Origin of the sequence: Capilliphycus salinus ALCB114379 (assembly GCF_047276495.1) — a bacterium.
GTDB classification, from domain to species: Bacteria; Cyanobacteriota; Cyanobacteriia; order Cyanobacteriales; family Microcoleaceae; genus Capilliphycus; species Capilliphycus salinus.
This window is the reverse complement of the sequence record NZ_CP178543.1, coordinates 6,995,317-7,018,635: the sequence shown is the minus strand read 5'-3', so window position 1 is coordinate 7,018,635 and position 23,319 is coordinate 6,995,317. Positions and strand designations below refer to the sequence as shown.

At 43.8% G+C, this 23,319-nt stretch carries 14 protein-coding genes and 1 pseudogene; 7 read left to right on the top strand and 8 right to left on the bottom strand.

The annotated features are described in order from the left end of the window. Positions 1 to 350: 350 nt before the first annotated feature. The 3 genes from hisD (at position 351) to aqpZ (ending at position 3,207) form a co-directional block, all read left to right on the top strand. Positions 351 to 1,685, top strand: coding sequence for a histidinol dehydrogenase (gene hisD / locus ACL6C3_RS28475; protein WP_413163259.1), 1,335 nt, complete (start codon positions 351 to 353; stop codon positions 1,683 to 1,685). A gap of 111 nt (positions 1,686 to 1,796) precedes the next feature. Further along, positions 1,797 to 2,216 carry a universal stress protein gene (locus ACL6C3_RS28470; protein WP_413163256.1) on the top strand — a complete coding sequence of 140 codons (420 nt, stop codon included), beginning with the start codon at positions 1,797 to 1,799 and terminating at the stop codon, positions 2,214 to 2,216. Between the two features lie 241 nt (positions 2,217 to 2,457). After that, positions 2,458 to 3,207 (top strand): aquaporin Z, encoded by a 750-nt coding sequence (gene aqpZ, locus ACL6C3_RS28465; RefSeq protein ID WP_413163254.1) that lies wholly within the window; start codon positions 2,458 to 2,460, stop codon positions 3,205 to 3,207. Between the two features lie 215 nt (positions 3,208 to 3,422). Here the strand turns inward: aqpZ and ACL6C3_RS28460 are convergent. Further along, positions 3,423 to 5,052: pseudogene (locus tag ACL6C3_RS28460) on the bottom strand (peptide chain release factor 3). A 707-nt stretch (positions 5,053 to 5,759) separates the two neighbouring features. On the opposite strand from ACL6C3_RS28460, the gene ACL6C3_RS28455 reads away from it, so the two are divergent. The 3 genes from ACL6C3_RS28455 (at position 5,760) to ACL6C3_RS28445 (ending at position 9,515) form a co-directional block, all read left to right on the top strand. After that, complete coding sequence (locus ACL6C3_RS28455; protein ID WP_413163251.1) at positions 5,760 to 8,510, top strand: PAS domain S-box protein; 2,751 nt, start codon at positions 5,760 to 5,762, stop codon at positions 8,508 to 8,510. 47 nt (positions 8,511 to 8,557) lie between these two features. Then, positions 8,558 to 8,893 (top strand): DUF4870 domain-containing protein, encoded by a 336-nt coding sequence (locus tag ACL6C3_RS28450; RefSeq protein ID WP_413163249.1) that lies wholly within the window; start codon positions 8,558 to 8,560, stop codon positions 8,891 to 8,893. Positions 8,894 to 9,176: 283 nt separating this feature from the next. Next, positions 9,177 to 9,515 (top strand): DUF4870 domain-containing protein, encoded by a 339-nt coding sequence (locus ACL6C3_RS28445; protein ID WP_413163248.1) that lies wholly within the window; start codon positions 9,177 to 9,179, stop codon positions 9,513 to 9,515. Between the two features lie 21 nt (positions 9,516 to 9,536). Here ACL6C3_RS28445 and ACL6C3_RS28440 read toward each other — a convergent pair whose 3' ends face one another. The 4 genes from ACL6C3_RS28440 to infC all read right to left on the bottom strand — a co-directional run bounded on the left by ACL6C3_RS28440 (position 9,537) and on the right by infC (position 14,917). Next, complete coding sequence (locus ACL6C3_RS28440) at positions 9,537 to 10,484, bottom strand: bestrophin family protein (RefSeq protein WP_413163245.1); 948 nt, start codon at positions 10,482 to 10,484, stop codon at positions 9,537 to 9,539. Positions 10,485 to 10,546: 62 nt separating this feature from the next. Next, the gene (locus ACL6C3_RS28435; RefSeq protein WP_413163244.1) at positions 10,547 to 11,032 is read right to left on the bottom strand and encodes a Crp/Fnr family transcriptional regulator; all 486 of its coding nucleotides are present in this window, start codon (positions 11,030 to 11,032) and stop codon (positions 10,547 to 10,549) included. Between the two features lie 56 nt (positions 11,033 to 11,088). Then, complete coding sequence (locus ACL6C3_RS28430) at positions 11,089 to 14,130, bottom strand: MFS transporter (RefSeq protein WP_413163241.1); 3,042 nt, start codon at positions 14,128 to 14,130, stop codon at positions 11,089 to 11,091. 253 nt (positions 14,131 to 14,383) lie between these two features. Next, the gene (gene infC, locus ACL6C3_RS28425; RefSeq protein WP_413163240.1) at positions 14,384 to 14,917 is read right to left on the bottom strand and encodes a translation initiation factor IF-3; all 534 of its coding nucleotides are present in this window, start codon (positions 14,915 to 14,917) and stop codon (positions 14,384 to 14,386) included. Positions 14,918 to 15,077: 160 nt separating this feature from the next. Here infC and ACL6C3_RS28420 point away from each other — a divergent pair, with 160 nt between their 5' ends. After that, a complete protein-coding gene (locus tag ACL6C3_RS28420; RefSeq protein WP_413163238.1) occupies positions 15,078 to 16,004 on the top strand; it encodes an alpha/beta fold hydrolase in 927 nt (308 codons plus the stop codon). 55 nt (positions 16,005 to 16,059) lie between these two features. Here the strand turns inward: ACL6C3_RS28420 and ACL6C3_RS28415 are convergent, their stop codons facing one another. From ACL6C3_RS28415 to ACL6C3_RS28405, 3 genes are all read right to left on the bottom strand, one after another. Continuing rightward, on the bottom strand, positions 16,060 to 16,623 hold the full coding sequence (locus ACL6C3_RS28415) for a 2'-5' RNA ligase family protein (RefSeq protein ID WP_413163237.1): 564 nt from the start codon (positions 16,621 to 16,623) through the stop codon (positions 16,060 to 16,062). An 18-nt stretch (positions 16,624 to 16,641) separates the two neighbouring features. Further along, positions 16,642 to 19,632: a tetratricopeptide repeat protein gene (locus tag ACL6C3_RS28410; RefSeq protein WP_413163235.1), complete on the bottom strand. Its 2,991-nt coding sequence runs from the start codon at positions 19,630 to 19,632 to the stop codon at positions 16,642 to 16,644. A 431-nt stretch (positions 19,633 to 20,063) separates the two neighbouring features. After that, complete coding sequence (locus ACL6C3_RS28405; RefSeq protein ID WP_413163232.1) at positions 20,064 to 23,225, bottom strand: CHAT domain-containing protein; 3,162 nt, start codon at positions 23,223 to 23,225, stop codon at positions 20,064 to 20,066. Between the last annotated feature and the right edge of the window lie 94 nt (positions 23,226 to 23,319).

Genomic DNA, 23,319 nt, shown 5'->3' with positions numbered 1-23,319 from the left:
AGGCAATCTTGCAAGAGGGAATGGGTAATAGGGAATTCTTTCCTCGGTCCTCGGTGAGTTGGTGAGTTGGTGAGTTGGTGAGTTGGTGAGTTGGTGACTTCTTTCCTCAATCTGGGACGGGCAAGGGTAGGATACGTTAAACTATTACAAGAAGTTCGGGAACACTATTACGTTTGTAATGGATGAAAGGTTATGGAAAACGCGGAAATCGAGATAGACAAGGGCAAAAGGGAAATTTCGGATCGCTCATTCGGAGTGGCTCACTGTCTGTACTGTCGGCTCAATTTTGCTGCGAATTCCCAATTCCGTCTTCTAGCCGATAACTCTTCAGGTTGGCACTTCTAATCACCATGCTGCGAATTATCACTCAGTGGGTTGAAGCACAATCAGAACTACGACGGATCGCCAGTCGTACCCATGATGACATGATCCTTCACAAAGAGGCAACGGTGCGGGAAGTGCTGCAAACCGTCAAACGACAAGGCGACAAAGCTCTACTGCACTATACTCAAGAATTTGACCACCAGACGTTAACGCCGGAACAGTTGCGGGTCAGTGGTTCGGAGTTGGATGCGGCCTACCAGCAAGTCTCTAAAGAACTTCTCGATGCGATCCGGTTTGCGGCCAAACAAATCGAAGCCTTTCACCGACAGCGGGTTCCCAAATCTTGGGTACAGTTTCAAGACGATGATGTCGTTTTAGGTAAACGCTACACTCCGGTCGATCGGGCGGGTTTGTATGTCCCCGGAGGTCGAGCCGCTTACCCGAGTACGGTATTAATGAATGCGATTCCGGCTAAAGTGGCGAAAGTCCCTCGGATTGTGATGATTACCCCTCCCGGGCCGGAAGGTAAGGTGAATCCGGCGGTCTTGGTTGCCGCTCAAGAGGCGGGAGTTCAAGAAATTTATCGGGTCGGTGGAGCGCAGGCGGTGGCGGCTCTGGCTTACGGTACGGAAACGGTCCCGGCGGTTGATGTGATCACCGGACCTGGAAATATTTATGTTACCCTAGCCAAAAAGTTAGTCTATGGAACGGTCGGCATTGACTCCCTCGCCGGACCCTCAGAAGTTTTGGTGATTGCTGATAGTAAGGCGAACCCGGTTCATGTGGCGGTTGATCTGTTGGCCCAAGCCGAACACGATCCGATTGCGGCGGCGATTTTACTGACAACGGACTCGGCTTTAGCCCGTCGGGTGGTGGCCGAGGTAGAACGTCAACTGGCCGATCATCCCCGGCGCACCTTAACGGAAAAAGCGATCGCCCATTACGGTTTGGTGGTCGTGGTTGACTCGTTGGAGGCTGCGGCTAAACTCTCGAACGAATTTGCTCCGGAACATTTAGAACTCGAAGTCGAAGATCCTTGGGCGTTGGTGGAAAAAATTCGCCATGCGGGGGCTATTTTTCTCGGCTGTTCGACTCCTGAGGCGGTGGGGGATTATCTGGCAGGCCCCAATCATACTTTACCCACTTCGGGGGCGGCTCGCTATGCTTCGGCTTTGGGAGTGGAAACTTTCTTAAAGCACTCCAGTTTGATCCAATATTCTCCCACGGCTTTGCAAAAAGTTTCGGATGCGGTTAACGTGCTGGCCTTGGCTGAAGGTTTACCCTCTCACGCGGATTCTGTGCGTTTGCGAACCGAAAATCCCCAGGGTGAAGCGGATCTCGATCGCGATGGTCAGTTGTAGCGGAAGATTTGCGGGAAACTGTTCTCAATTCGAGGGGTTTAAGGGGCAGATCTTGGTATGATTGAAAGTCACGAACAATCGTGACTTGTCGTCTGGGAGGATAATTCTTCTGTGCTGAAAACAATTTTGGTTGCTGTTGATGGTTCACCATCGATGGAGTTAGTGATTCAAGCTCTAGAACAATTTCAATTACAACCGACCACAAATATTATCTTTTCCCATGTCATTTCTGCCCAGGAGTCGGATAGTGAAACCCTCGCCGATCGCCCTCATCTGGACTCGGGAGAATATCTCCAAGAGAAACTCCGCCTCTATCAAGACAAGTTAGATCTTCGCAGTGAACTGGAAATCGTTCATGGCGATCCGGCCGAAGAAATTATTCGCCTGGCGAACATCTACAAAGCAGATTTAATTATCATCGGCAGTCGGGGTTTAACGGGATTAAATCGCATTTTACAGGGGTCTGTTAGCGCTCAAGTGGTGGCGGAGGCTCACTGTTCGGTGCTAGTAGTTAAAGATAACGGACAATAACAATAAAACTGACCCATCAGCCCGGTTTCAAGCCTGGAGTTTGGTGTCGGTCAAGGACTGTCCGGTGGGTCGGGTCAGAAGAATTGTTAACCCAAAAAACTGTTCGTTGTTTACGGGGAATTCAAACAAATTTAACAAATCTAAAATAAAATCTGTATTTTATCTTAAGAAAATCTGCTATTAATCAATTTCGGTTTATTTATTTGAGGTAAATTTACTACTCTTTTAGGAGTTAGTTAAAATGCCAATTACAAAACGGTGTTTAGCAGAATTGATCGGGACTTTTTGGTTGGTTTTCGGGGGTTGTGGAAGTGCAGTTTTGGCGGCTTCATTTCCCAATGGTGATGTTGCGAATCCTCTCGGAATTGGATTAGTGGGGGTTTCTTTAGCGTTTGGATTAACGGTTTTAACGATGGCTTATGCCATTGGCCATATTTCCGGCTGTCATCTCAATCCGGCTGTTTCTTTTGGACTGTGGGCGTGCAAACGGTTTCCGAGTTCCGAACTCCTCCCCTATATTGTAGCTCAAGTTCTGGGGGCAATTTTCGGGGCTGCTGTGCTTTTTTTAATTGCCAGTGGTAGCCCGAATTTTAGCTTGAGTGGAGGCTTTGCTTCTAATGGCTTTGGCGAACATTCTCCGGGCGGCTATTCGATGATAGCGGCTTTTGTGGCCGAGTTCGTTTTAACATTCATGTTTTTGATGGTAATTTTGGGTGCAACCGATCGCCGTGCGCCCCAAGGTTTAGCACCGGTAGCCATTGGTTTGGCTTTAACTCTAATTCATTTAATCAGTATTCCAGTCACAAATACTTCTGTCAATCCCGCCCGCAGTACCGCCCCCGCTTTGTTTGTGGGAGGATGGGCGGTTGCTCAACTGTGGATGTTTTGGCTTGCTCCCATTTTAGGGGGAGTTGCGGCGGGTTTTGCCTATTATTTTATGTTTGAACCTTCCGCACGGGAACAACAACTCAAGCCTGATTTTGAGGGCTAAATTTAAACAAATTAGCTCCTTCAAACAGTTAACAGTTAGGTGATGAGCGGGGCGGGTTTATGTAACTTATTTGCAGGGAAAACAGAGATTGGCTCGGAACCCGCCCCTACAGAACCCAACAATTTTTGGGGCGGGTTTATGTAACTTATTTGCAGGGAAAACAGAGATTGGCTCGGAACCCGCCCCTACAGAACCCGCCCCTACAGAACCCAATATTAGATTGATTCGGGTTCTTGACCGGAAACAACAGGCGCGACACTGTTAAGTTGTAATTCTCGATGATCGGCTTGAACCTGTTGATAATTCCATTCATTTTTAAACAGCAAAACCGGTCGCCCCCAACTATCTTTAACGGTAACAGTATTAAATAACCGCCCGACTTTTTCTAAGGCTTCCCAACCGCCATGAACCCAACGCGCCACGCTGTAGGGGAGCATTTCCACACGAGTTTCGACGCCGTATTCCTGCTCCAAACGGAACTGTACCACTTCAAATTGCAGTTGGCCGACTGCGGCTAAAATGGGATCGCGTTTGGCATCATCGACGGAGTACATAATTTGTACAGCACCTTCTTCGCGCAACTCGGAGACGCCTTTGCGGAACTGTTTAAACTTGGAGGGGTTGGGATTTCTCAGATAGGCAAATAGTTCGGGTGAAAAGCAGGGAATCCCTTCATATTCGAGTCTTTGACCGTTGTATATCGTGTCTCCAATGGCAAAGACTCCGGGATTATTTAAACCGATGACATCGCCCGGATAGGCGTTTTCGATCGATTCTCGATCTTGAGCAAACAGTTTTTGAGGGCGAGACAGACGGACGGTTTTTCCGGTACGGGCGTGGTTGACGGTCATATCTTTTTCAAATTTTCCCGTACAAACCCGCACGAAGGCAATGCGATCGCGGTGTTTGGGGTCCATGTTGGCTTGGAGTTTAAACACAAACCCGGTAAAATCGGGATATTCGGGGGGAATGTCGCCCTGGGTGCTGCGATGAACGCCCGGTTTTAAGCCATATTCGAGAAAGGCTTCGAGAAAGAGTTTCACCCCGAAGTTGGTCATGGCGCTTCCGAAAAACACGGGGGTCATTTTGCCTTGGTGGACTTGTTCTAGGTCGAGATCCGATCCGAGTTCTTGGAGGAGTTCGAGGTCTTCTTTGAGTTGGTAGTAGAGATCTTGCTCTAAGAGGTCTTCGATGCGGGGATCGCCGAGAGAAATGGCGGTTTCTACGGCTTCTCGGCTTCCGTGATGCGATCGCTGAAATAGATAGATTTTTTGGGTACGGCGGTCAAATACGCCTTTAAAGCTGTCTCCCATGCCGATCGGCCAGTTAACGGCGTAGGGTTTTAAGCCCAATTCTTGTTCGATTTCATCGAGGAGTTCTAGGGGATCGCGTCCGGGGCCGGTCCATTTTGTTGATAAAGGTAAAAATGGGAAGGCTCCGCATTTTGCAAACTTCAAACAGCTTGCGGGTTTGGGGTTCCAAACCTTTAGCCGCATCTTCGAGCATTACGGCGTTGTCGGCGGCGGCTAGGGTGCGATAGGTGTCTTCGCTAAAGTCTTGGTGTCCGGGGGTGTCGAGGAGGTTGATTTGATACCCACTGTACTCAAACTGGAGGACGGTGGAGGTGATGGAAATTCCCCGCTGCTGTTCCATTGCCATCCAGTCGGAAGTTGCATGACGTTGGGCTTTGCGAACTTTGACGGCCCCGGCTTCGTGGATGGCGCCTCCGTAGAGGAGGAGTTTTTCGGTCAGGGTGGTTTTCCCGGCGTCGGGGTGAGAGATAATCGCAAAGTTGCGTCTTCGTTCTACTTCGACTTGGAGTTCGGTTTGAGTTTCTGTGGACATTACAAAGCCTTGTTGAAAACAGAAAGAGTTATTGATTTGGGTGAGTTGGGTTTTGAAGTTAATCGGTTCACGGGTATATGCTTATTTTAGGATACCACTGAAACTGTTGTTTGAGCGTTGAATCGGTTGAGGGTCTTTTAGTGCGGATAGATATAAAAAAAATTAGTTGCTTTTATTTGAAGTTTAATTAAATTTAATCTTTTTCTCAAGTCTTAGGTGAGTACGGATCGGGTCAGGATCTCCCTACTCTCAAGATCGGTTTGATCAAAAGTTCCTTTGGCTGTGGGGTTCAGCCCAGTGATGCTGCTGTCAGGGATTGGCTGTTTTCGAGTCGAAGTTAATGTTGAGTTGAAAGCATTCATCTCCGTCTATGGATGAATTCCGTTTTCGAGGTTAATATAGATTTATCTTAACTGATGAGTGAGAGATTCTTTTTGAAAATAAATTACAGTTTTTTACCCTCCCGTCCTTTCATCAATTTTTTATTGTTGTAATAAAGAAAAAAATCTCCGGGCATACTCAAGATTACAAAAGATTGGAATAAGCTTTTATGCGGTTACAATTTCAAGGTAAGTTCTTCGCTGGATACAATCCAATTAATTTTATTAATTCAATTTATATGCTTTCGTTAATATTGGCGTCCTTTTTACAAATAAGTTTGTTATTTTGTCCTGTATTTAGGGTGTTATATTGGGGCAGTGGGGTTAATGAATTGCACGAAAATTAATGGGTTTAGTATGACTATTTTACCGGATATTTTAAGCTCAACTTCTTTTATTCCTCACGGTCATTGTTACCTCTGGCGTACTCCATTAGTCGGATTACACGTTATTTCTGATAGCTTAATTGTTTTAGCTTATTTATCGATTCCAGCAACGTTATTTTATTTTGTAAGAAAGCGGAAAGATTTACCCTATGTGAATGTTTTTCTGTTGTTTGGTGCGTTTATTATTGCCTGTGGTTTAACGCATTTAATGGCGATAGTCACCCTTTGGTATCCGATCTATTGGGTTTCGGGAACGATCAAAGCAATTACCGCTTTTATTTCGGTGGTGACGGCTACGGCAATTATTCCTTTAGTTCCCCAAGCTTTGGCTTTAAAAAGTCCTACGGAACTTCAACGGATCAATAAAGCTCTTGAACGCGCCCATCAACAGCTTAGTTTTCATATTGAAAATACACCTTTAGCGGTGATTGAATGGGATAGTGATTTTCGGGTGCAGCGATGGTCACGACAAGCAGAAACGATCTTCGGATGGAAGGCAGAAGAAGTGATAAATTTACATCCGAGTCAGTGGAATTTTGTAGTCCCGGAAGATATGGAAGAAGTTCATAAAATCATGGTTTCTTTAATCGATAAAACTCAACCCCGGAATTTAATTCGCAACCGCAATTATACAAAAAACGGCTCAATTGTTTATTGTGATTGGTACAATTCAGCTTTGTTTGATGAGTCCGGTCAACTGGTTTCTATTTTGTCGTTGGCTCAGGATGTAACCGATGAAATTGAAGCTCAAAAAGCGTTGCGGGAGAGCGAACAACGTTATCAAACTTTGGCGGAAACTTCTCCAGTGGGAATTTTTCATACAGATAATCAAGGAAATTGTTTGTATGTGAACAAACGCTGCTGTGAAATTTCGGGAACTGATCCATCAACGTCTTTAGGAAGAGGATGGATAAAAACCATTTACTGGGAAGATCGAGAAAGAGTAGTTCAAGAATGGTATAACACCGTTCAACAGGGAAAAATATTCCGTTCTGAATATCGGATGGAATATTTGAGAGGTAAAGTCTGTTGGGTGTTGGGTCAGGCGATCGCTCAAAAAAATGACAAAGGAGAAATTATCGGTTATGTTGGTACCGTAACAGATATTACGGCTCGTAAACAAGCGGAAGAAGCGTTAAAAAATTCGGAAGCAAAATTCCGCCAACTGGCTCAACAAGAAGAATTAATTAATCGTATCGCCAGTCAAATTCGCAATTCTCTAAATTTAGAGACTATTTTACAGACAACGGTTGCTCAGATTAAACATTTATTGCAACTTGATCGGTGTCATTTTGTTTGGTATCGTTCTCAACATAATACATCTAATCAAGCCAAACTGGAAGCCAATTCTAACTTAAATTTTCAAAAAAATACATCTTTCTTGGATTATTGGGAGGTCGTTTATGAGGCTAAAAATTTAGAACTTCCGAGTTTACTGGGTTGTTATTCGGTGGAACAGGTGGGAAGTTGGGCGATGCGGTATTTGCAGTTAGAGATGATTGAACTTTATGATGTTTCTCTGGTTTCAGAAACGGAGATGCGTCAATTTTTAATGCAATTGAATTGTCTCTCGTTTTTATCAATCCCAATTCAAACTCAATTGGGAGAAATTGGGATTATTTGTTGCATTCATCATCAAAAGACTCATCGCTGGCATGAGAATGAAATCGAATTATTAAAAGCCGTTACCGATCAATTGGCGATCGCGATTAATCAAGCTCAACTTTACGCCCAAACCCAAGCCAATGCAACCCAAGCACAGGCGCAAGCGCAACAACTCGAAGTGGCATTACAACAGCTACAACAAACTCAAACCCAACTGATTCAAACCGAAAAAATGTCAAGTTTGGGTCAAATGGTAGCGGGAATTGCCCACGAAATTAATAACCCGGTAACGTTTGTTTATAGCAATGTAATTCCGGCAATTGAGTATACAAATGATTTGTTAAATTTACTTAGTCTCTATCAAGAATATTATCCCGAGCCCGTCCCAGAAATTCAGCAACAGATTGAGGAAATTGAGTTAGATTTTATTCAGGAAGATTTACCCAAACTTCTCAATTCGATGAGAATCGGAGCGGATAGAATTCGTCAGATTGTGGTGTCGCTGCGGAGTTTTTCTCGGCTGGATGAAGCGGAATTTAAAGCGGTTGATTTGCACCAGGGAATTGAGAGTACACTGTTAATCTTGCAAAATCGCTTAAAAGATCACGCCGGACAGGTGGGAATTGAGGTGATTAAAAACTATGGTAATCTTCCTCTCGTCGAGTGTTATGCCGGTCAGATGAATCAGGTTTTTATGAATATTTTGGTGAATGCAATTGACGCTTTAAATGAAGAGAATATACAGAGGATAAATTGTAGGTCATCCGATCTTGACTGTCAAGATGATGTCTGTTCAAAAAAACCAAGGATCGAAATTCAAACAGAAGTTGTAAACTCTAATTGGGTGATGATCCGAATTGCCGATAATGGCCCGGGAATTCCCCAACAGGTTCGTAATAAACTGTTCGATCCCTTTTTTACCACAAAACCGATTGGTCGAGGTACGGGTTTGGGACTATCGATCAGTTATCAAATTGTGGTTGAAAAACATCAGGGTCAATTAGAATGTTACTCTGAGGTGGGAGAGGGATCGGAGTTTATTATTCAGATTCCGATTCGACAAGCAACTGCTTCTCGAAAGCGGTAAAATCTGTTTAAAGGTGAAGAATCATTTGAGAATTAGGAGGGCGACTGATGAACGGAGAAGACAAGCGCAGACTGTTATCGGCTTTGTGTCACGGTTCGATTTTTTTTAGCAGTCTTTTTGTTTCGGTGGGGATTCCGTTTGCGATTTTCTTTGCTGCTGAGGATTCGGTCGTTAAGGAAAATGCGAAAGAAGCTTTAAATTTTCATATCAATCTCTATATTGCGGCTTTTATCTGTGTGATTTTAATTTCCGTTTTAATTGGAATTCCGCTTTTATTTTTAGTCGGGTTAATTAGTTTTGTGATGCCAATTATTGGGATTGTTTCTGTGATTAATAATCCCAGTAAACCCTATCGCTATCCCTATATTTTCCGCTTTTTTTAAGGGTAAAATTGGAGGAAAAAGAGGGGGTGAATCAAGCGATTATTTTTCCTAATTGCTACTTCGATAATTTAATGGATTCTCAGGATAATCAGACTCGGTATTGCGGATAATGGCCTGGAACCCCCCCCCACAGTTTCCTTATAAGCTGTTAGAATGTTACTTAACAGGTGTGAGAGACATCGGAGTTTATTATTCAGATTCCCATTCAACACGGGAACACTTCCTCAAGCCTTTAAGATTCATCCACAACTTAAGAGTAAACCGAGAATCGGGAGAGTGACTGATGAACCTAGAAGATAAACGTAGGCTGTTATCAGCTTTGTGTCATGGTTCGATTTTTTTTAGTTGTTTTATCGTTTCGGTGGCAATTCCACTGATTATTTTTTTTGCTACCCAAGATAAAGTAATCAGGAAGAATGCGAAAGAAGCGTTGAATTTTCATATGAATCTTTATATTTACGGTATCATCTTCACCATTTTGACTGTTTTTTTGATTGGAATTCCGCTTTTGATTTTACTTTTGCTGATGAGTATGATTCTGCCTATCTTTGGAATTGCTGCTGTTTTTAGCAATCCTAACAAACCCTATCGATATCCGTGTATCATTCTCTTTGTGAGGTAAAATTATAAGAAGGATAAGATATTAATCACAGGATGAATTTCTCGAATTCATAAGTCGAGAATTTAACGGATTTTCTGGACAGTGAACGCTCGGTTTTATGCAGATAATATCGGCAATATTTCGTTGCATGGTTTGACAAATGGCATCCAACTGTAAATCGTTGGGATCGTAACCGAAGGGATTTTCAATCTCTCGACCAATTTCTTCGATACCGAACAACGTAAAGCTGATCATTCCGACGACAATTCCATTATACCAGAGTAAATCATCGGCTAATTGCAGGGATAAAACCAAACAGTAAATTAATAGAATTTGCTTTAAATGGATGTTATAAGCCAGGGGAATGGGCGTTTTTAGAATCCGTTCGCAGGCCCCCAACACATCAACCATTGTATCGAGTAATTTAAACATGGCGGTGAGTTGATAGGTGTTGAGACAATTTCGATTGTGTTGACGCTGAAGATAATCTCCGATCCAGAGGGCAATTTCTAGGGGCGGATGATTCATCTGTTTTAGCATAGAATACTGTTCGGGTGTGACCAGAACTTCTATTTCTTGATTAATTTTTTCGCCCCGTAAATGCAGCTTGGTTGCAAAAGCAAAAGCCACTAATAATTTAAGTGTTGCGATTTTTTCTTCGGTATCTTTGGGTTCATTTTCACGAATTGTTACCCAAATTTGGCGGGAAAAATTCCGAACGGTATTCACCAAAGTTCCCCACATTTTTCGACCTTCCCAAAAGCGATCATAGGCTGTATTCGTCCGAAAGACTAACAACAGCCCCAACACCAAATCGGGAATTAAAAAGCTATCTAAAATTCGGGTGGGTAGGGAAAGCCCGAAGTCGTAGAGAATCGATAAAACGACTCCAAACAGAGTACAAAAAACCACCCGAGGCAAAATAGCAGGAATAACGGAACCGCTGACTCGAAAGGCAAGTTGAAACCAGTTTTTGTTGTCACCAACCATAGAATAAATTTAGAAAAGAATTGATGACTCAACAAAAGAAAATTCCCTTCGGGAGATGGGTTTTATGAACTTTGAGACGAACGAACTTGAGCCAATTTCGCCGTTTCAGGAACCGAAGACGCTTGAGCGCTTGATTTGAGGTTCAATTCTCTCACCCGTCGGGATAACATTCGGATAATATTAATCGCAATTCCGGGTGTTTCATCAATGGCATCATAAAGCTGCATTTGAGTCAACATCAAACAGTCACAAGATTCTAGGGTACTCACCGAAGCCGAACGGGGTTCAGCATCAAACAGAGACATTTCCCCAAAACAGGCGCCTTTTCCCATTTGAGTGAGTTCGCGATCGCCAATGTGAACTCTAACCCGCCCCGAAACGACAATATAGAGCGATCGCCCTTCTTGTCCTTCGGTAAAGATATTGTGATGGGGGGGAAAAGAAAGCTCATCCATCACAGAAGCCAAACGCACTAAAAAATCGTCCCGTAGCTCCTGAAAAATCGGGACTCCCCTGACAAACAATAGGCGTTCAACACTGGTTAACATAATTTTAAAGTATGAATTGCAAATCAACAGCCATCTACAATTAGCGGCTTTGAGGTTTAAGAGAAACGGGATCTTGATCCATTAACTCCGAGTTCGTCGATCATTTGCGCCACTTGAGCCGCAACCAAAGGATCGGGATCATTTTGCAGCATTGGCAACAATTCTATCAAAGCGCGTCGGGAAGCAATTCTCAAATAAGCTAAAACGGCTTCTCGAACAAAGCCTGTGGGGTGGCGCAGGCACATGAGGGTTTGTTCTGCGGTCAGACTCCAGTGAGCCGAACGAGCTAAATGAAAACAGCAAGCGAGGGTCCAATCCGAGAGGAAGTGACGCAATTCTAACAAACGACGGAGACGAGCGCTAGGTTTGAGGGGTCGGTAGGGAAATAACGGGGCGAGATATTCCAACTTTTCGAGTTCCGAATGGCGATCCAAAATATTAATCAGCGATCGCTTGCTGGCAATATCAACAGTATTATCCAAAATTTCCAAACCCCGAGCCACATTTCCCACCTGATCGGAGCGAATATTAAAAGCGGCCGCCTGAATTGATCCTAAAGGATAGAGCAACTTCATCAACAAAAAGACTCGCTCGATCGCGTCGGATTCCAATCCCCGCAAAGCTCGTCCGAGTAGCTGTTCGGGAGATTGAGATTCGTGCAAATCCCCGCTAATACTCTCACCATTAATCGTGCCGGCCCGAAGCAAAGATAAATCAATCAGGGCGGCATAAATCTGACCGATAAACATTAATTCTTGCTCAATTAACGTTTCTACCCCGCTGCGACCAATGCGATCGAGTACCCCTTCAATGCCGGCATCTTCGCCAATTTTGAGGAGGATTCGCAGAATATTCCGTCGGGGCGTTCCCCAAGCGGTAATCAGGTGATTGACGAGGGTATCAATCGCCTCGATGGTGCCGATATCGCCGATGGCATTCCAAGCTTGGAGTCGAACTAAATCGCTTCGATGAATATCTTCGGCCACACTCACCAATAACGGAATCGCTTCGTTATCGAGTCGAACCAGGGCTTGTCGGGCGGCTTCTCGGGTGGAACGGTAGGCGAGCGCTTTGACCAAAGAGGGATAATATTCCTCCATGTGAGTGGCGGCAATGACATCAAGCAGGGCGCAGCGCACCCGCAAAGATTCATCCTGCAACAAATCATCGAGGTAGAGGCGCAACCCCTGCAAATAATCGGCTTCTCCCAAAGCTCGCGCCCCCATCACCCGTTCTCGCTCTTGGCTGGATGTAATCATGCGGCGAATGGTATTTGTGGCCACCGCTTTTTGTTCGCGATCGCCCCGTCGCATAATTAAGGCCGCAGCGGTTCCCCGGACTACCGGATCGACTTGGGGCTGAAGGTAGGGTCGCAGTTGTTCGATGTCCGGTTCGGTTTCGGTCAGCCAGATATAACGCAGGGTCAAGGCGAGGACTTCCGGGGGAAGGGCGCGACGGGATAAAGCGCGAATTTCACCCAAATAGTTGGGGTTGGGGTGATGAAGCATGATTTCCAGACTTTGACGCTGGAGGGCGGGGGAGAGGTCTTCGAGCAGGGGAACGAGGGTTTCCCCGACATTTTTGGGATCGAGTTGGCTGAGGAGTTCGATACAGGAGCGCTTGTCGGCGTCGGGTTTGGGTTGGGAGAGGGTTTCGGCGACCGATCGCTTTAAGGCGCGCATATTGACGTCTGTGACGCCCAACCGTCCCCGTTCGGCGCTGCGAACTAACAGGCTAACGTATTGGCTGCGGATGGCCAAAACGACCAATAACCAGAGTACGGCCAGACCAATAATAACGGCGACAAAGACGAGACTCTGTTCCCTTTCAAATTGCTCGAAGGTTTGGTTGGGAAGCAACCAGTGGGTGAGTCCCAAAATCAGTAAAATCAGGAACCCCGAGACTCCGGTAGATAGGGGTTCAAAAACGCCGTTCACCAGGGTTTGAATGTCGCTGCGGGTATTGTCGGGGAGGGGTTGAAACAGGACGGCGCCGGTGGTTTCGATCAGGGTGTAGTGGAACAGTTCGTCTAAAAATCGCAGGATGACAAAGCCCAGGAAGACGGTAAATAGGCCTGTGATGCCCCCGATCAAGGAGAAGGCTCCCAAGGCGGCAATGCCGACGGGGAGGATGCTGGCGGTGGCAAAGACTCCGGTTCGTTCGACGAGGCGGCTGGAGGCGAACCATTGAGTGCCGACTTGAAAGGTGCTGAGGATGCCTTCAAAGATGCCCAGGAAGCTGACGATGCCGCTGGCGCCGGCGGCTTGGTTTTGGAATTCTAGCTGGCTGAAAAATTGGAAGTCTACGAGAACGTAAAGGACTTCTGCCATGACAAAAAAGGCAATTAACGGGATGACGTAGCCTTGCAGGGGGCCTTTGAGGTTGCGGCTGCTAAATTCGGGCTGTTCGTCTTCGGGGGTCCACCGGGAGGAGTCGGGAAAGGATTGTTGGTGGCGTTGAGCCAGGTAAAATAGGATCGCCGCCCCGACCAGTACCATTGTCCCGGAAACGATGGTCACGTTTTTGAGGCCGACGATTCTTAAGATTAGGGGCAGAGAAAAGCCGCTGACGACTCCGGCGACCAAAAACCCGCTACTGATCAGGGGATAGGTGCGTTTGATTTCGCGGATGTTAAAGAGTTGGTTGGCGGTAATGGAGGTGTTGAGGTCGTTGAGGAGGTAACAGGCTTCTACCCACAACCACATCAGAAACAGGGTGATAAACTCAACACTGAGTCCGGCTATCTGTAAGTTTTCGATACCGAGTCCCACCCGGAATAGAAACAGGGGAACGGCCATCAGCAGCAGAATGACGACGATCACCCGTCGCAGGGGGAGAATTTTTTGCAGCCAGGAGTAAACGACGCCCAAACTCGAACCGATGGCGGCGCTGGCTATATAAATCCAAGGTAATTTATCGGCACCGTACTGATCGAGGAACAGGCCGACTGTGCTGAGTTCTAGCCAGATTAGGCCGATTGATGTCATGGTGTAAACCAAGAACATCAACCCGGTGCGATCTACTTCTTCTGGACGTAGGTTCAGACCCCGCAGCAGCCCTTGTCCCATAACTGTAGAGCCACTGATTTGCTTTTCCATTCAGTGTTGAGACCCCTTGACGTAGATGTTTTTAAAACCCTTTATTCTAAATAATAATCGTTTTGATTCAAACAGGGCAATTGAAGGGATCGTTTATCAATCATCCGATCCCGTCTAATACAGTAACCCGTTCTCAGCGATCGCTGTTTTCAGTTTACAGTTGTTTTTCCGATCACCTCTGACCTGTCCACTGATTGGCTATCTACTGTAGACTGGTCACTGCAAACTGTTAACTGTAAACTGTTGTCGGTTGCTATTTTTTCGGAGACAACAACATCATCATGGTTCGCCCTTCTTGTTTGGGATATTGTTGCACTTCGGCTAATTCTTCTAAGTCGGTTGCCATGCGGTTCAGCAGGTCTTTAGCCAAGTTGCTATGTTGAATTTCCCGACCTCGAAACATGATTGTTGCTTTTACTTTGTCGCCGGACTTGAGGAAGCGTTTCGCCTGATTGACCCGCACTTGGTAGTCGTGGTCATCAATTTTGTAGCGCATTTTCACTTCCTTGACATCAGCGGTGTGCTGCTTCTTCTTGGCTTCTCTGGCCCTTTTCTCCTGCTCAAACTTGTATTTCCCATAGTCCATAATCCGACACACGGGAGGGTCAGCTTTGTCGCTAACTAAAACGAGATCGAGTTCTTTTTCTTCGGCGAGCCGTTGGGCTTCCCGAGGGGCGAGAATACCCAGTTGGCCACCATCAGTATCGATCACCCGGATTTTTGGAAATCGGATATTTTCGTTGATTTGGGGCAGATTGCGATTTCTTTTTTTATCGATCACAGGCATTGGCAAAGTTTAGAAGCGGTTAGTAAATAAATGAGCGTGTCCATACATAGTGATATTTTACTCAGTCCGATTAAATTTCGGTGAAGATTTAATCTAAATTCTAGGAACGCTAAGATAAAAGGGTACAAATGTAAAGTTATGTTTTGATCGGCGTGTGAAATTGACTGCAAAAAGTTTGACTTCCCAACTGGGTTTTCAACGGGATTGGATTTGGCGGGGTTGGCGAATTCGCTACACCTATCTCAGATCCAAGTCTAACCCGACAACGCCTTCTGAGAACTCTCCCTCACCGATGATTTTTTTACATGGGTTTGGGGCTTCTATTGGCCATTGGCGATACAGTTTACAGGAATTGAGTCAGTCTCATACGGTTTACGCTCTTGACCTTTTGGGGTTTGGAGCCTCCCAAAAAGCGATCGCTTCTTACGATACCTCTCTTTGGGCTGATTTAGTTCACGACTTTTGGTTGACCTTCATCGGCGAACCTACAATTTTGGTGGGCAATTCCGTCGGCTCACTCGTTGCTTTGGTGGCTGCGGCGCAATACCCCGAAATGACTAAAGGAGTAGTTGCTATTAGTTTACCCGATCCGGTCGCACAAACGGAAGCGGTTCCCGGATGGATGCTCCCCGTTGTCGAAGCCATTCAAAATACTGTTGCTTCACCTCCGGTTTTGAGAAGTCTTTTCTATATTGTTCGCCATCGGTCGCTGGTCCGTTTTTGGGCTAAATTGGCTTACGAAAATCGAGAGAAGGTTAACGATGAACTGGTTGATATTTTAGCAACTCCTGCAACCGATCGCGGAGCGGCGAGGGCTTTTTCTATCTTGTTTAAAGTGATGGGTAGTTCTCGTTTGGGTCCGGGAGTCAAGAGCCTTCTTCCTCGGGTGAATGTTCCGATTTTATTGCTTTGGGGTAAACAAGATCGATTAATTCCGATTAGTTTTGCGAATCCGAGTAAATATCTTCAATACAATTCTAACATTAAATTTGTGCAATTGGAACGGGGCGGTCACTGTCCCCAAGATGAATGTCCGGAGTTAGTTCACCGAGAAATTTTGGATTGGATCGCCAGTTTTTCTGGGTAAACAATAAAAACCCGGTTTCTTTGAGAAACCGGGTTTTTTAGATTTTCGCTGGGAATCAATTCGCCGCAGACGGAAAAGGAAACTCGGCTTTAATATTCCATTTTTGATCCTTATGAACCAGCAACGTTAACTGGGGAACGGTAAACTTAAATTCTAGGGGTTTATGTTCAAATTCTAGCCATGCGGCTTTAAAATTTTGGCGGGATAAGTCTTTAAATGCAACGGTCATGTGAGGAGAAAACGGACGGCGTTTAGACACTTCATCAACAATATTTAAAGAGCTTTCTAAGTGGTACATTAACGCTTTTTGAATGCCGAGTAATTCGGGAGTTTTAATCACGTTAACATAAATAACCCGAGGCGGAAATGCACCAAAACCCGATAAAATAATCGGAATTTCAAGAAAGATTTGAGAAAACTCGGTCAGACATTCTTCTAAAAGATCGACCTTTTCAGTTGACCATTTAAACGGAGGTTGTAAGGTGACGTGGGGGGGAGATTTTAACGCATGACGACTGTTGTAATTTTCCACAAAGTATTGTTTGATTTCCGTGACTTGATTTTGAATGTCCGTCGGAGGAAGTAAAGCAATGAAAAACAACTGTTCGGATGTAGTCATAAACAAACCCCGATAAAATTAACCACCATAAACAATAAAATTAGCCCAATAATAGGGACTTTCAAAGGGATAGTCTTGCTGACATTTCCAGGCTAACAATGTTCGCTGATCGTTGATTTTTTGTTGATTTTTACTCTCCTGTTGTGCTTTGAGATAAGCTTGTAATTCGGGTTTATACTTTTGTTCCAATTCTTGACCCGTCAAACTTCTAAGTTGAATTTGAGCGAGACGCAAGGCTTCACCGCTAGAGTTTTGTTGCTGTAAATTCTGATAATAAAACCACATCAATAGCGAGGTTGCAATATCTTCTAAAGACCATAACGGGTAAATAATTCGTTGGGTATCCCTCTCTAAAAACAGGTTAAAAACCCTCAGATTAAACTCGGAAAAACTTAAACTTTTATCCTCTATTTTTAAATAGGGAAGACAGAGTTCTAAAGCTTTAAATAAACCCGTTTTTAACAGTTGAACGATTGACAGTTTACCATCGACAAATTGTAATTGTTCCTCGGCTTCAACTTCAGAGGTAAAACTCAGCGAAGAACCCAAATAAAGAAGCTGAATTTCTTTAATTAAGCCTTCAAATTGACTAACCATAGCCGTTTCACCCGCCAAGTAACGTTCTTCTGAAACCTGATAAACTTCGGCTAGTTTTTGACCTTCATAATGGCTTAAAACAATATCTCCGGTTGTATCTTCTAAAATCCCCATTGAATAGGAGGAAATCTCGGATTTTTGTTGTTGATTATAATTCAATATTTGACAACTCGAAATCACGCGGATGCTAAAGCGATCGCACAAATAGCTTACTTTGTCTTCGATCTGAATGGGAAGCGCCGCAAAGGGAATATGATATAAGTTTAAATGGGGAATAATAATCAGTTCGTTACAGTCGAGTAAATGGTCTGAAATCAATTGACTGAATTTTAGTCTGCGTGATAACTCAGACAAAAACTGAATCATCTGATTTCGCCATTCTCGCAGACTCTTTTGATGTGTTTTGATCCAAGAGTCTCCGATCCAATTCTGCAACGTTTCTCGGCTTTCTCCCTCGCAGCAATGCAGCCAAATTTTATCTTTTCCGATTCCAAAAATATAAGTATTTTCTTCGCTACTGTAAAAGCTTAAAATGGCGGTTTTCTCATCGTAAATTAACCCTTGAATTTGTTCTAAACCCAAGGGATTAATTTGCAATTGTTCGGCGACAACCGGATCTAAACTGTAGATCTCCTCCCAAACTTTTTGTCTTTCGGTTTCGAGAGTTTCCAAAATTTCCGATTCGGTTTTAAACGTTGCGGAACTATTGAGTCGAACACCTGCTGTTGTTAACTGTTTCATTTCATCGGATTCACGCCGCAGGTGTAAAGCATGAATTTGCTGTTGGAAACGCTCGTATTTTTTCAGATGTTGTTGAATTTCTCCCGAGGGAAATCGAGAAGAATCCGTCAATTCTAATCGCTGCTGACAACGCCATCTTTCCACAAACTCAAAAGCCTTTTCTTTGTCTTCGAGATTTATACAAGCTTGTACCAGTTTGGGATAAATTGTCTCGGATTCTTTGGCGATTTTTGAACGAATTTCTAGGGGACTAATACCCGTACAAATATGTTCTATCGCTTCAATTGCTTGCTCATATCCCTGTCGGGAAAGTTGCCAATTGTAAGTGCTTAAACCCAAATCTCCTAAATGATGTCCTGCGTTTAAACATTCGGTTGGTAAGGCTTTTGGTGTGGCAATTTTTAGACAATCAAGTAAGGCTTGAATGGCGGTATCGGTTTGTTTGCACTCTTGATAAATTTGTCCCAAACGGTTAAGAGTCATCGCTTCCCCTTGGGGATTTTGGGTCTGTCGATGAAGTTCTAAGGATTTTTGATAGTTCGCGATCGCCAATTTAGAATCCCCCATAATTTGATAGGTATTACCCAAATGATGTAAAGCATTCGCCTCCATTTGGGGAGATTCAATATTTGCAATTAACTCTAAATATTGTTCAAAGTAAACTCGGGCTTGTTCGGGTTCTTTTTTGGCGAGATAAATTTTACCAATATTGCTTAAAAAATAAGCTTCTCCAAACCGATAGTTTAAAGTTCTGGCTAAGGTTAACGCCTGATCGACGTAAGCGATCGCCTGTTCGTATTGTTCGAGAGAAGCGTAAACATTTCCCAAATTATTCAGGAAATTAACCGCCCCAAATCGGTAATTTAATTCTTGAGCAATTACCAAAGCTTGCTGATAGTTTTTTACCGCATCTTCTAGCTGTCCGAGAACATAATAAACGTTGCCTAAATTGCCCAGTGTATTGGCTTCTCCGACTCGATATTTAATTGTTTGAGCTATCGATAATGCTTGTTGATATCCGCTAATGGCTTGGTCATATTGTCCGATAGAATAGCAAACGTGACCCAAACTACTCAGTGCGTTGGCTTCGGCTTGACGGTATTTAATATTACGAGCAATTCCCAAAGCTTGTTGGTGACAAGCGATGGCTTGTTGGTACTGTCCTAAAGACTGATAAACATTCCCCAATTTCCCCAAACAATTGACTTCTCCCCGCCTATTTTCCACCTCTCTATACAGTTGTAACGCCTGTTGCCAACTTTGAAAAGCGGCTGTATATTGATTGGCTTGAAACTGTTGGGTTCCTTGATTATAAAGTTGTTCTGCGGCTGACTGTTTTTCTGGGGAAGGCGTTTGTGTTGTCGCCGGTTTTTGCTGTTGAGAAGCTGCTTTTTTCTCTGGAGTTTCGGCTTTTTGAGGCGGTGAAATTTTGGCGAATAGAGTCGAAAACCCCCCAGACTCCTCAACTTTTTGAACGAGATTATTTAAAAAACTAGCATCTTCTTCACAGTTTCGTTCTTTGAGCGTCGTTACGGTTTGTCGGAGAACTTGCAAAAAATCATCATCAACCACCTGAGCATGAGTTTTCAGCACATTCAGAGCTTGATTGGGGGGATGAATGAGCAGGTTATAGATTATTTCGTGATAGACTTGGTTAAGCAGTTCATCCATGTTTTCGACTCACTTTTTCATCAGTTTAATCGATTTCACCCTGAAAGCAACTGAATTCTTTAATTCTTTCATCGCTTTTTCACCGGAACCGCACTCCGTCAAAATTTTGTCCGGCGAACCGATGCCCGCGATCGCGAATTTGAGTTATGCTTGGCAATCATATCTGATATATAATACCTCAATCTTGTCGTTAGAATATCCGCAAGATTTGAGTAAACTTGCTTGAATTCCATTGAGTCTAGACTTATTCTCTGTCAATGTTCCCCGGATGGCCGAACGGCTGACCGTTCTTATTTATAATCTCAGTGACTCTAAAAGTTACTCTATAATAACACAAGTCAATCGAAAAGCAAAACAACTCGGGAGAGAAAAAAATAGATTTTCAAGTGTCTATCAAATGAATTAAGTTTTTATTTACAATTTAGAGAATTCTAGGACAACCCCTGAGACACAAAACCCGCCCAATAGTAAGGACTCTCAAAGGGTAACTCTTGCTTAAATAATTTCTTACTTTTTTCTTTCGATAGATAGTTATCCAGTTCGGCTTTATATTTTTCTTCCAACTGTTTACCCGTTAGAGTTCTGAGTTGAAACTGTGCTTTCTGCAACGCTTCCGAACGGGTGAAATTTTGCCGAATATTTTGATAATAAAATAAACAAAATAACGCCGTTGACAAATCACTAACCGACCATAACGTACTCACCACACTTCTCGCGCCCGCACACAGAAAACCCGCCGCCAAAGTTAAGGTATCATCGGTAATTTGTGTCATTGTAAAATGTGTTTCACAGCAGGAAAGAAACACGTCCGAAAGTTCCGGTAAACGCCAAGTTAACAGATGGCTGAGTGTGACTTCTCCTTCATACAGCATAAGTTTTGAGTCGAGGGGGTTATCGAGGCGAGAACTCGCGTGATGGCTGGAGTGAATAAACTGTACATTTTTAATCAGATTTTGATAATTTTCAAAGGTTGCATTTTGAAAATATAAACGTTGACTGTCGGGAACTTGATACAATTGACTCAATATTTTACACTCGTATTCGGTAAATACTAAATCGCCCGTCGCATTTTCAACGATTCCCATTTTGGCGGATGAAATTGGATCTCGCCGATAACAAAAGTTCAATATTTGACAGCTTGGAACCACACGCAACCGAAAGCGCTCGCCCAAATATTCGCTTGGTTTTGGGGAAACTTTTACGGAAGTTTTGGGCTGAACATTTCGGCGAGGAAGGGTTGGCCCTCTGGTTGTTTCTTCTTGGTAAAATTCGCCCGATGGGGAGTTAATTTCATCGCTCAATTCGGAGGTTGTTGGTTTGGGTTCAATGGGTAAAGCTGCAAACGGTATTTGATGCAAAGACAAATGAGGAACTATAATTAATTCTTCTATTCCCGTTAAATGTTCATCAACCAACGACTTGAGTTGTAAACGTTCGGAAAGTTCGGCCAGAAATTCCGCCATGTTATCCCGCCAGAGTTGCTTATTGTCAAGATAGGGAATAAACCAGTTATAAAATACCCAATCTTGCAGCGTTTCAATACCTTGATTTTTGCAGATGTGGAGATTAACCAATCTTTTCTCTAATTTCTCCCCGACATTTCGCAGAATAAAAATATAAGTATCGTTGTCGGTACTGTAGAAACTTAAAAGGGCGGTTTTTTCATCGGGAATTAAAGCTTGGATGTCTTTAATTTTGAGCGGATCAACCTGAAGCTGTCCCGCCAAAACCGGATCGTAACTGCGAATTTTTTCCCAGATTTTTTTCTTTTCATCTTCTAGCTGTTTGATTTCCTCGGTTTCCGCTTCAAATTGGGCGCGAGTTTGGGAATGGGTTCCCGCTTCGGCGAGTTGTCGGGTATTATCTGATGAATTACGATATCGAAGATTAGAAATTTGCTGCTGGAGTTGATTGTATTCTTCAATTTCCGGGGGAATATTTCCACCGGGATAGAGATCCCGAACCGCAAATAAATCCGCCAGTTGACGACAGCGAGAACGTTCGGAAGTTTCTAAGGCTTTCTCTAATAAGTCTTGGGCTTGCTGAAGTTTGCCCCGTTTTTGTTCGATGTGACTCTGATTAATACAAGCCTGAATCATGTTCCCATAGACACCCATTGATTCTGCTAAAATTTCCTGACGGCGTTCGTCTGTTCTTGCCCAATTTCGAGTGATTTCAATCGATTCAATAGCCAAATCATAGGCTTCGATAGCCAGTAGCCAGTTCTCCTGTTTAAATGCTAAGTTTCCTAAGTTACCACTGGTTCTGAGACATTCTATAGGTAAAGTTTTCGCAGTGTAAACTTGTAGAGCATTTTGGAAAGCAATAATGGCAAGTTCAATATTATTAGCTTTATCGACTTCGCCCCGTTTTTGATAAGCAAGACCCAAGTTGTTTTGAGTTCCTGCCCATTGATAGGGAAAAGCTTCAAGGGTATAGACTTGCAAGGCTTGAATATAGGCATCAATAGCGAGTTTGAGGTTGTCTGCCTTGTTTTCTTTGATGCGTTCACTGTAGGCATTACCCAAGTTGTATTGAGTCATTGCCCAATATTGTGGAAAAGCTTCACGGGTATAGACTTTCAAGGCTTGAGTGTAGGCATCAATAGCTTGTTCGAGGTTGTCTGCCTTGTCTCCTTTGATGCGTTCACTGTAGGCATTACCCAAGTTGTTTTGAATTCCTGCCCAATATTGTGGAAAAGCTTCACGGGTATAGACTTGCAAGGCTTGAGTGTAGGCATCAATAGCTTGTTCGAGGTTGTCTGCCTTGTCTCCTTTGATGCGTTCTCTGTAGGCAGTACCCAAGTTGTTTTGAGTTATTGCCCAGTCTTCAGGAAAAGCTTCACGGGTGTAGATTTGCAAGGCTTGAGTGTAGGCATCAATAGCGAGTTCAAGGTTGTCTGCTTTGTCTTCTTTGATGCGTTCACAGTAGGCGTTACCCAAGTTGTTTTGTGTCGTTGCCCATTCATAGGGAAAAGCTTTACGGGTTCTGACTTTTAAGGCTTTGGTATAGGCAGTGATAGCTTGTTCGAGGTTATCTGCCTTATCTTTTTCGATGCGTTCACTGTAGTCACTGTAGGCATTACCCAAGTTGTTTTGTGTCGTTGCCCATTTTTGGGGAAAAGCTTCACGGGTATAGACTTGCAAGGCTTGGGTATAAGCATCTATAGCTTGTTCGAGGTTGTCTGCCCTGTCTCCTTGGATGCGTTCACTGTAGGCATTACCCAAGTTGTTTTGTGTCGTTGCCCATTCATAGGGAAAAGCTTCACGGTTGCACACCCCAAAAATACTTTTATACCCAATAATTGCAATTTCTAAGTTATGTGATGGATTGCCTAAAGAAAACTGTGCAATAAAAACACTAAATTTAAAAAGAGTCGCAGCCACTTGATAAGCTTCTTCTTTGGTAAGAGTAGGTAAAAGTAGAATTTTAATAGCCCAAGCTCCCAAAATGGATTTTAGATTTTCATCGAGTTTGTCTAGATTTTGTTGTAGCAAAGGATAAACAACATCAGGATCGCCATTACTATCTGCAACAGCTTGTAATACCTGCATCAGAAAATTATAATAAGCTTTGATTTGTTCTTCGTTCATTTTAGGTTCTCTAAAACTAATCTTTTAACAATTTTTCAACAGACCCAAACACTCAGCTATTTCTGGTGTAGCATAAATTTAGAGCGGTAAAAAT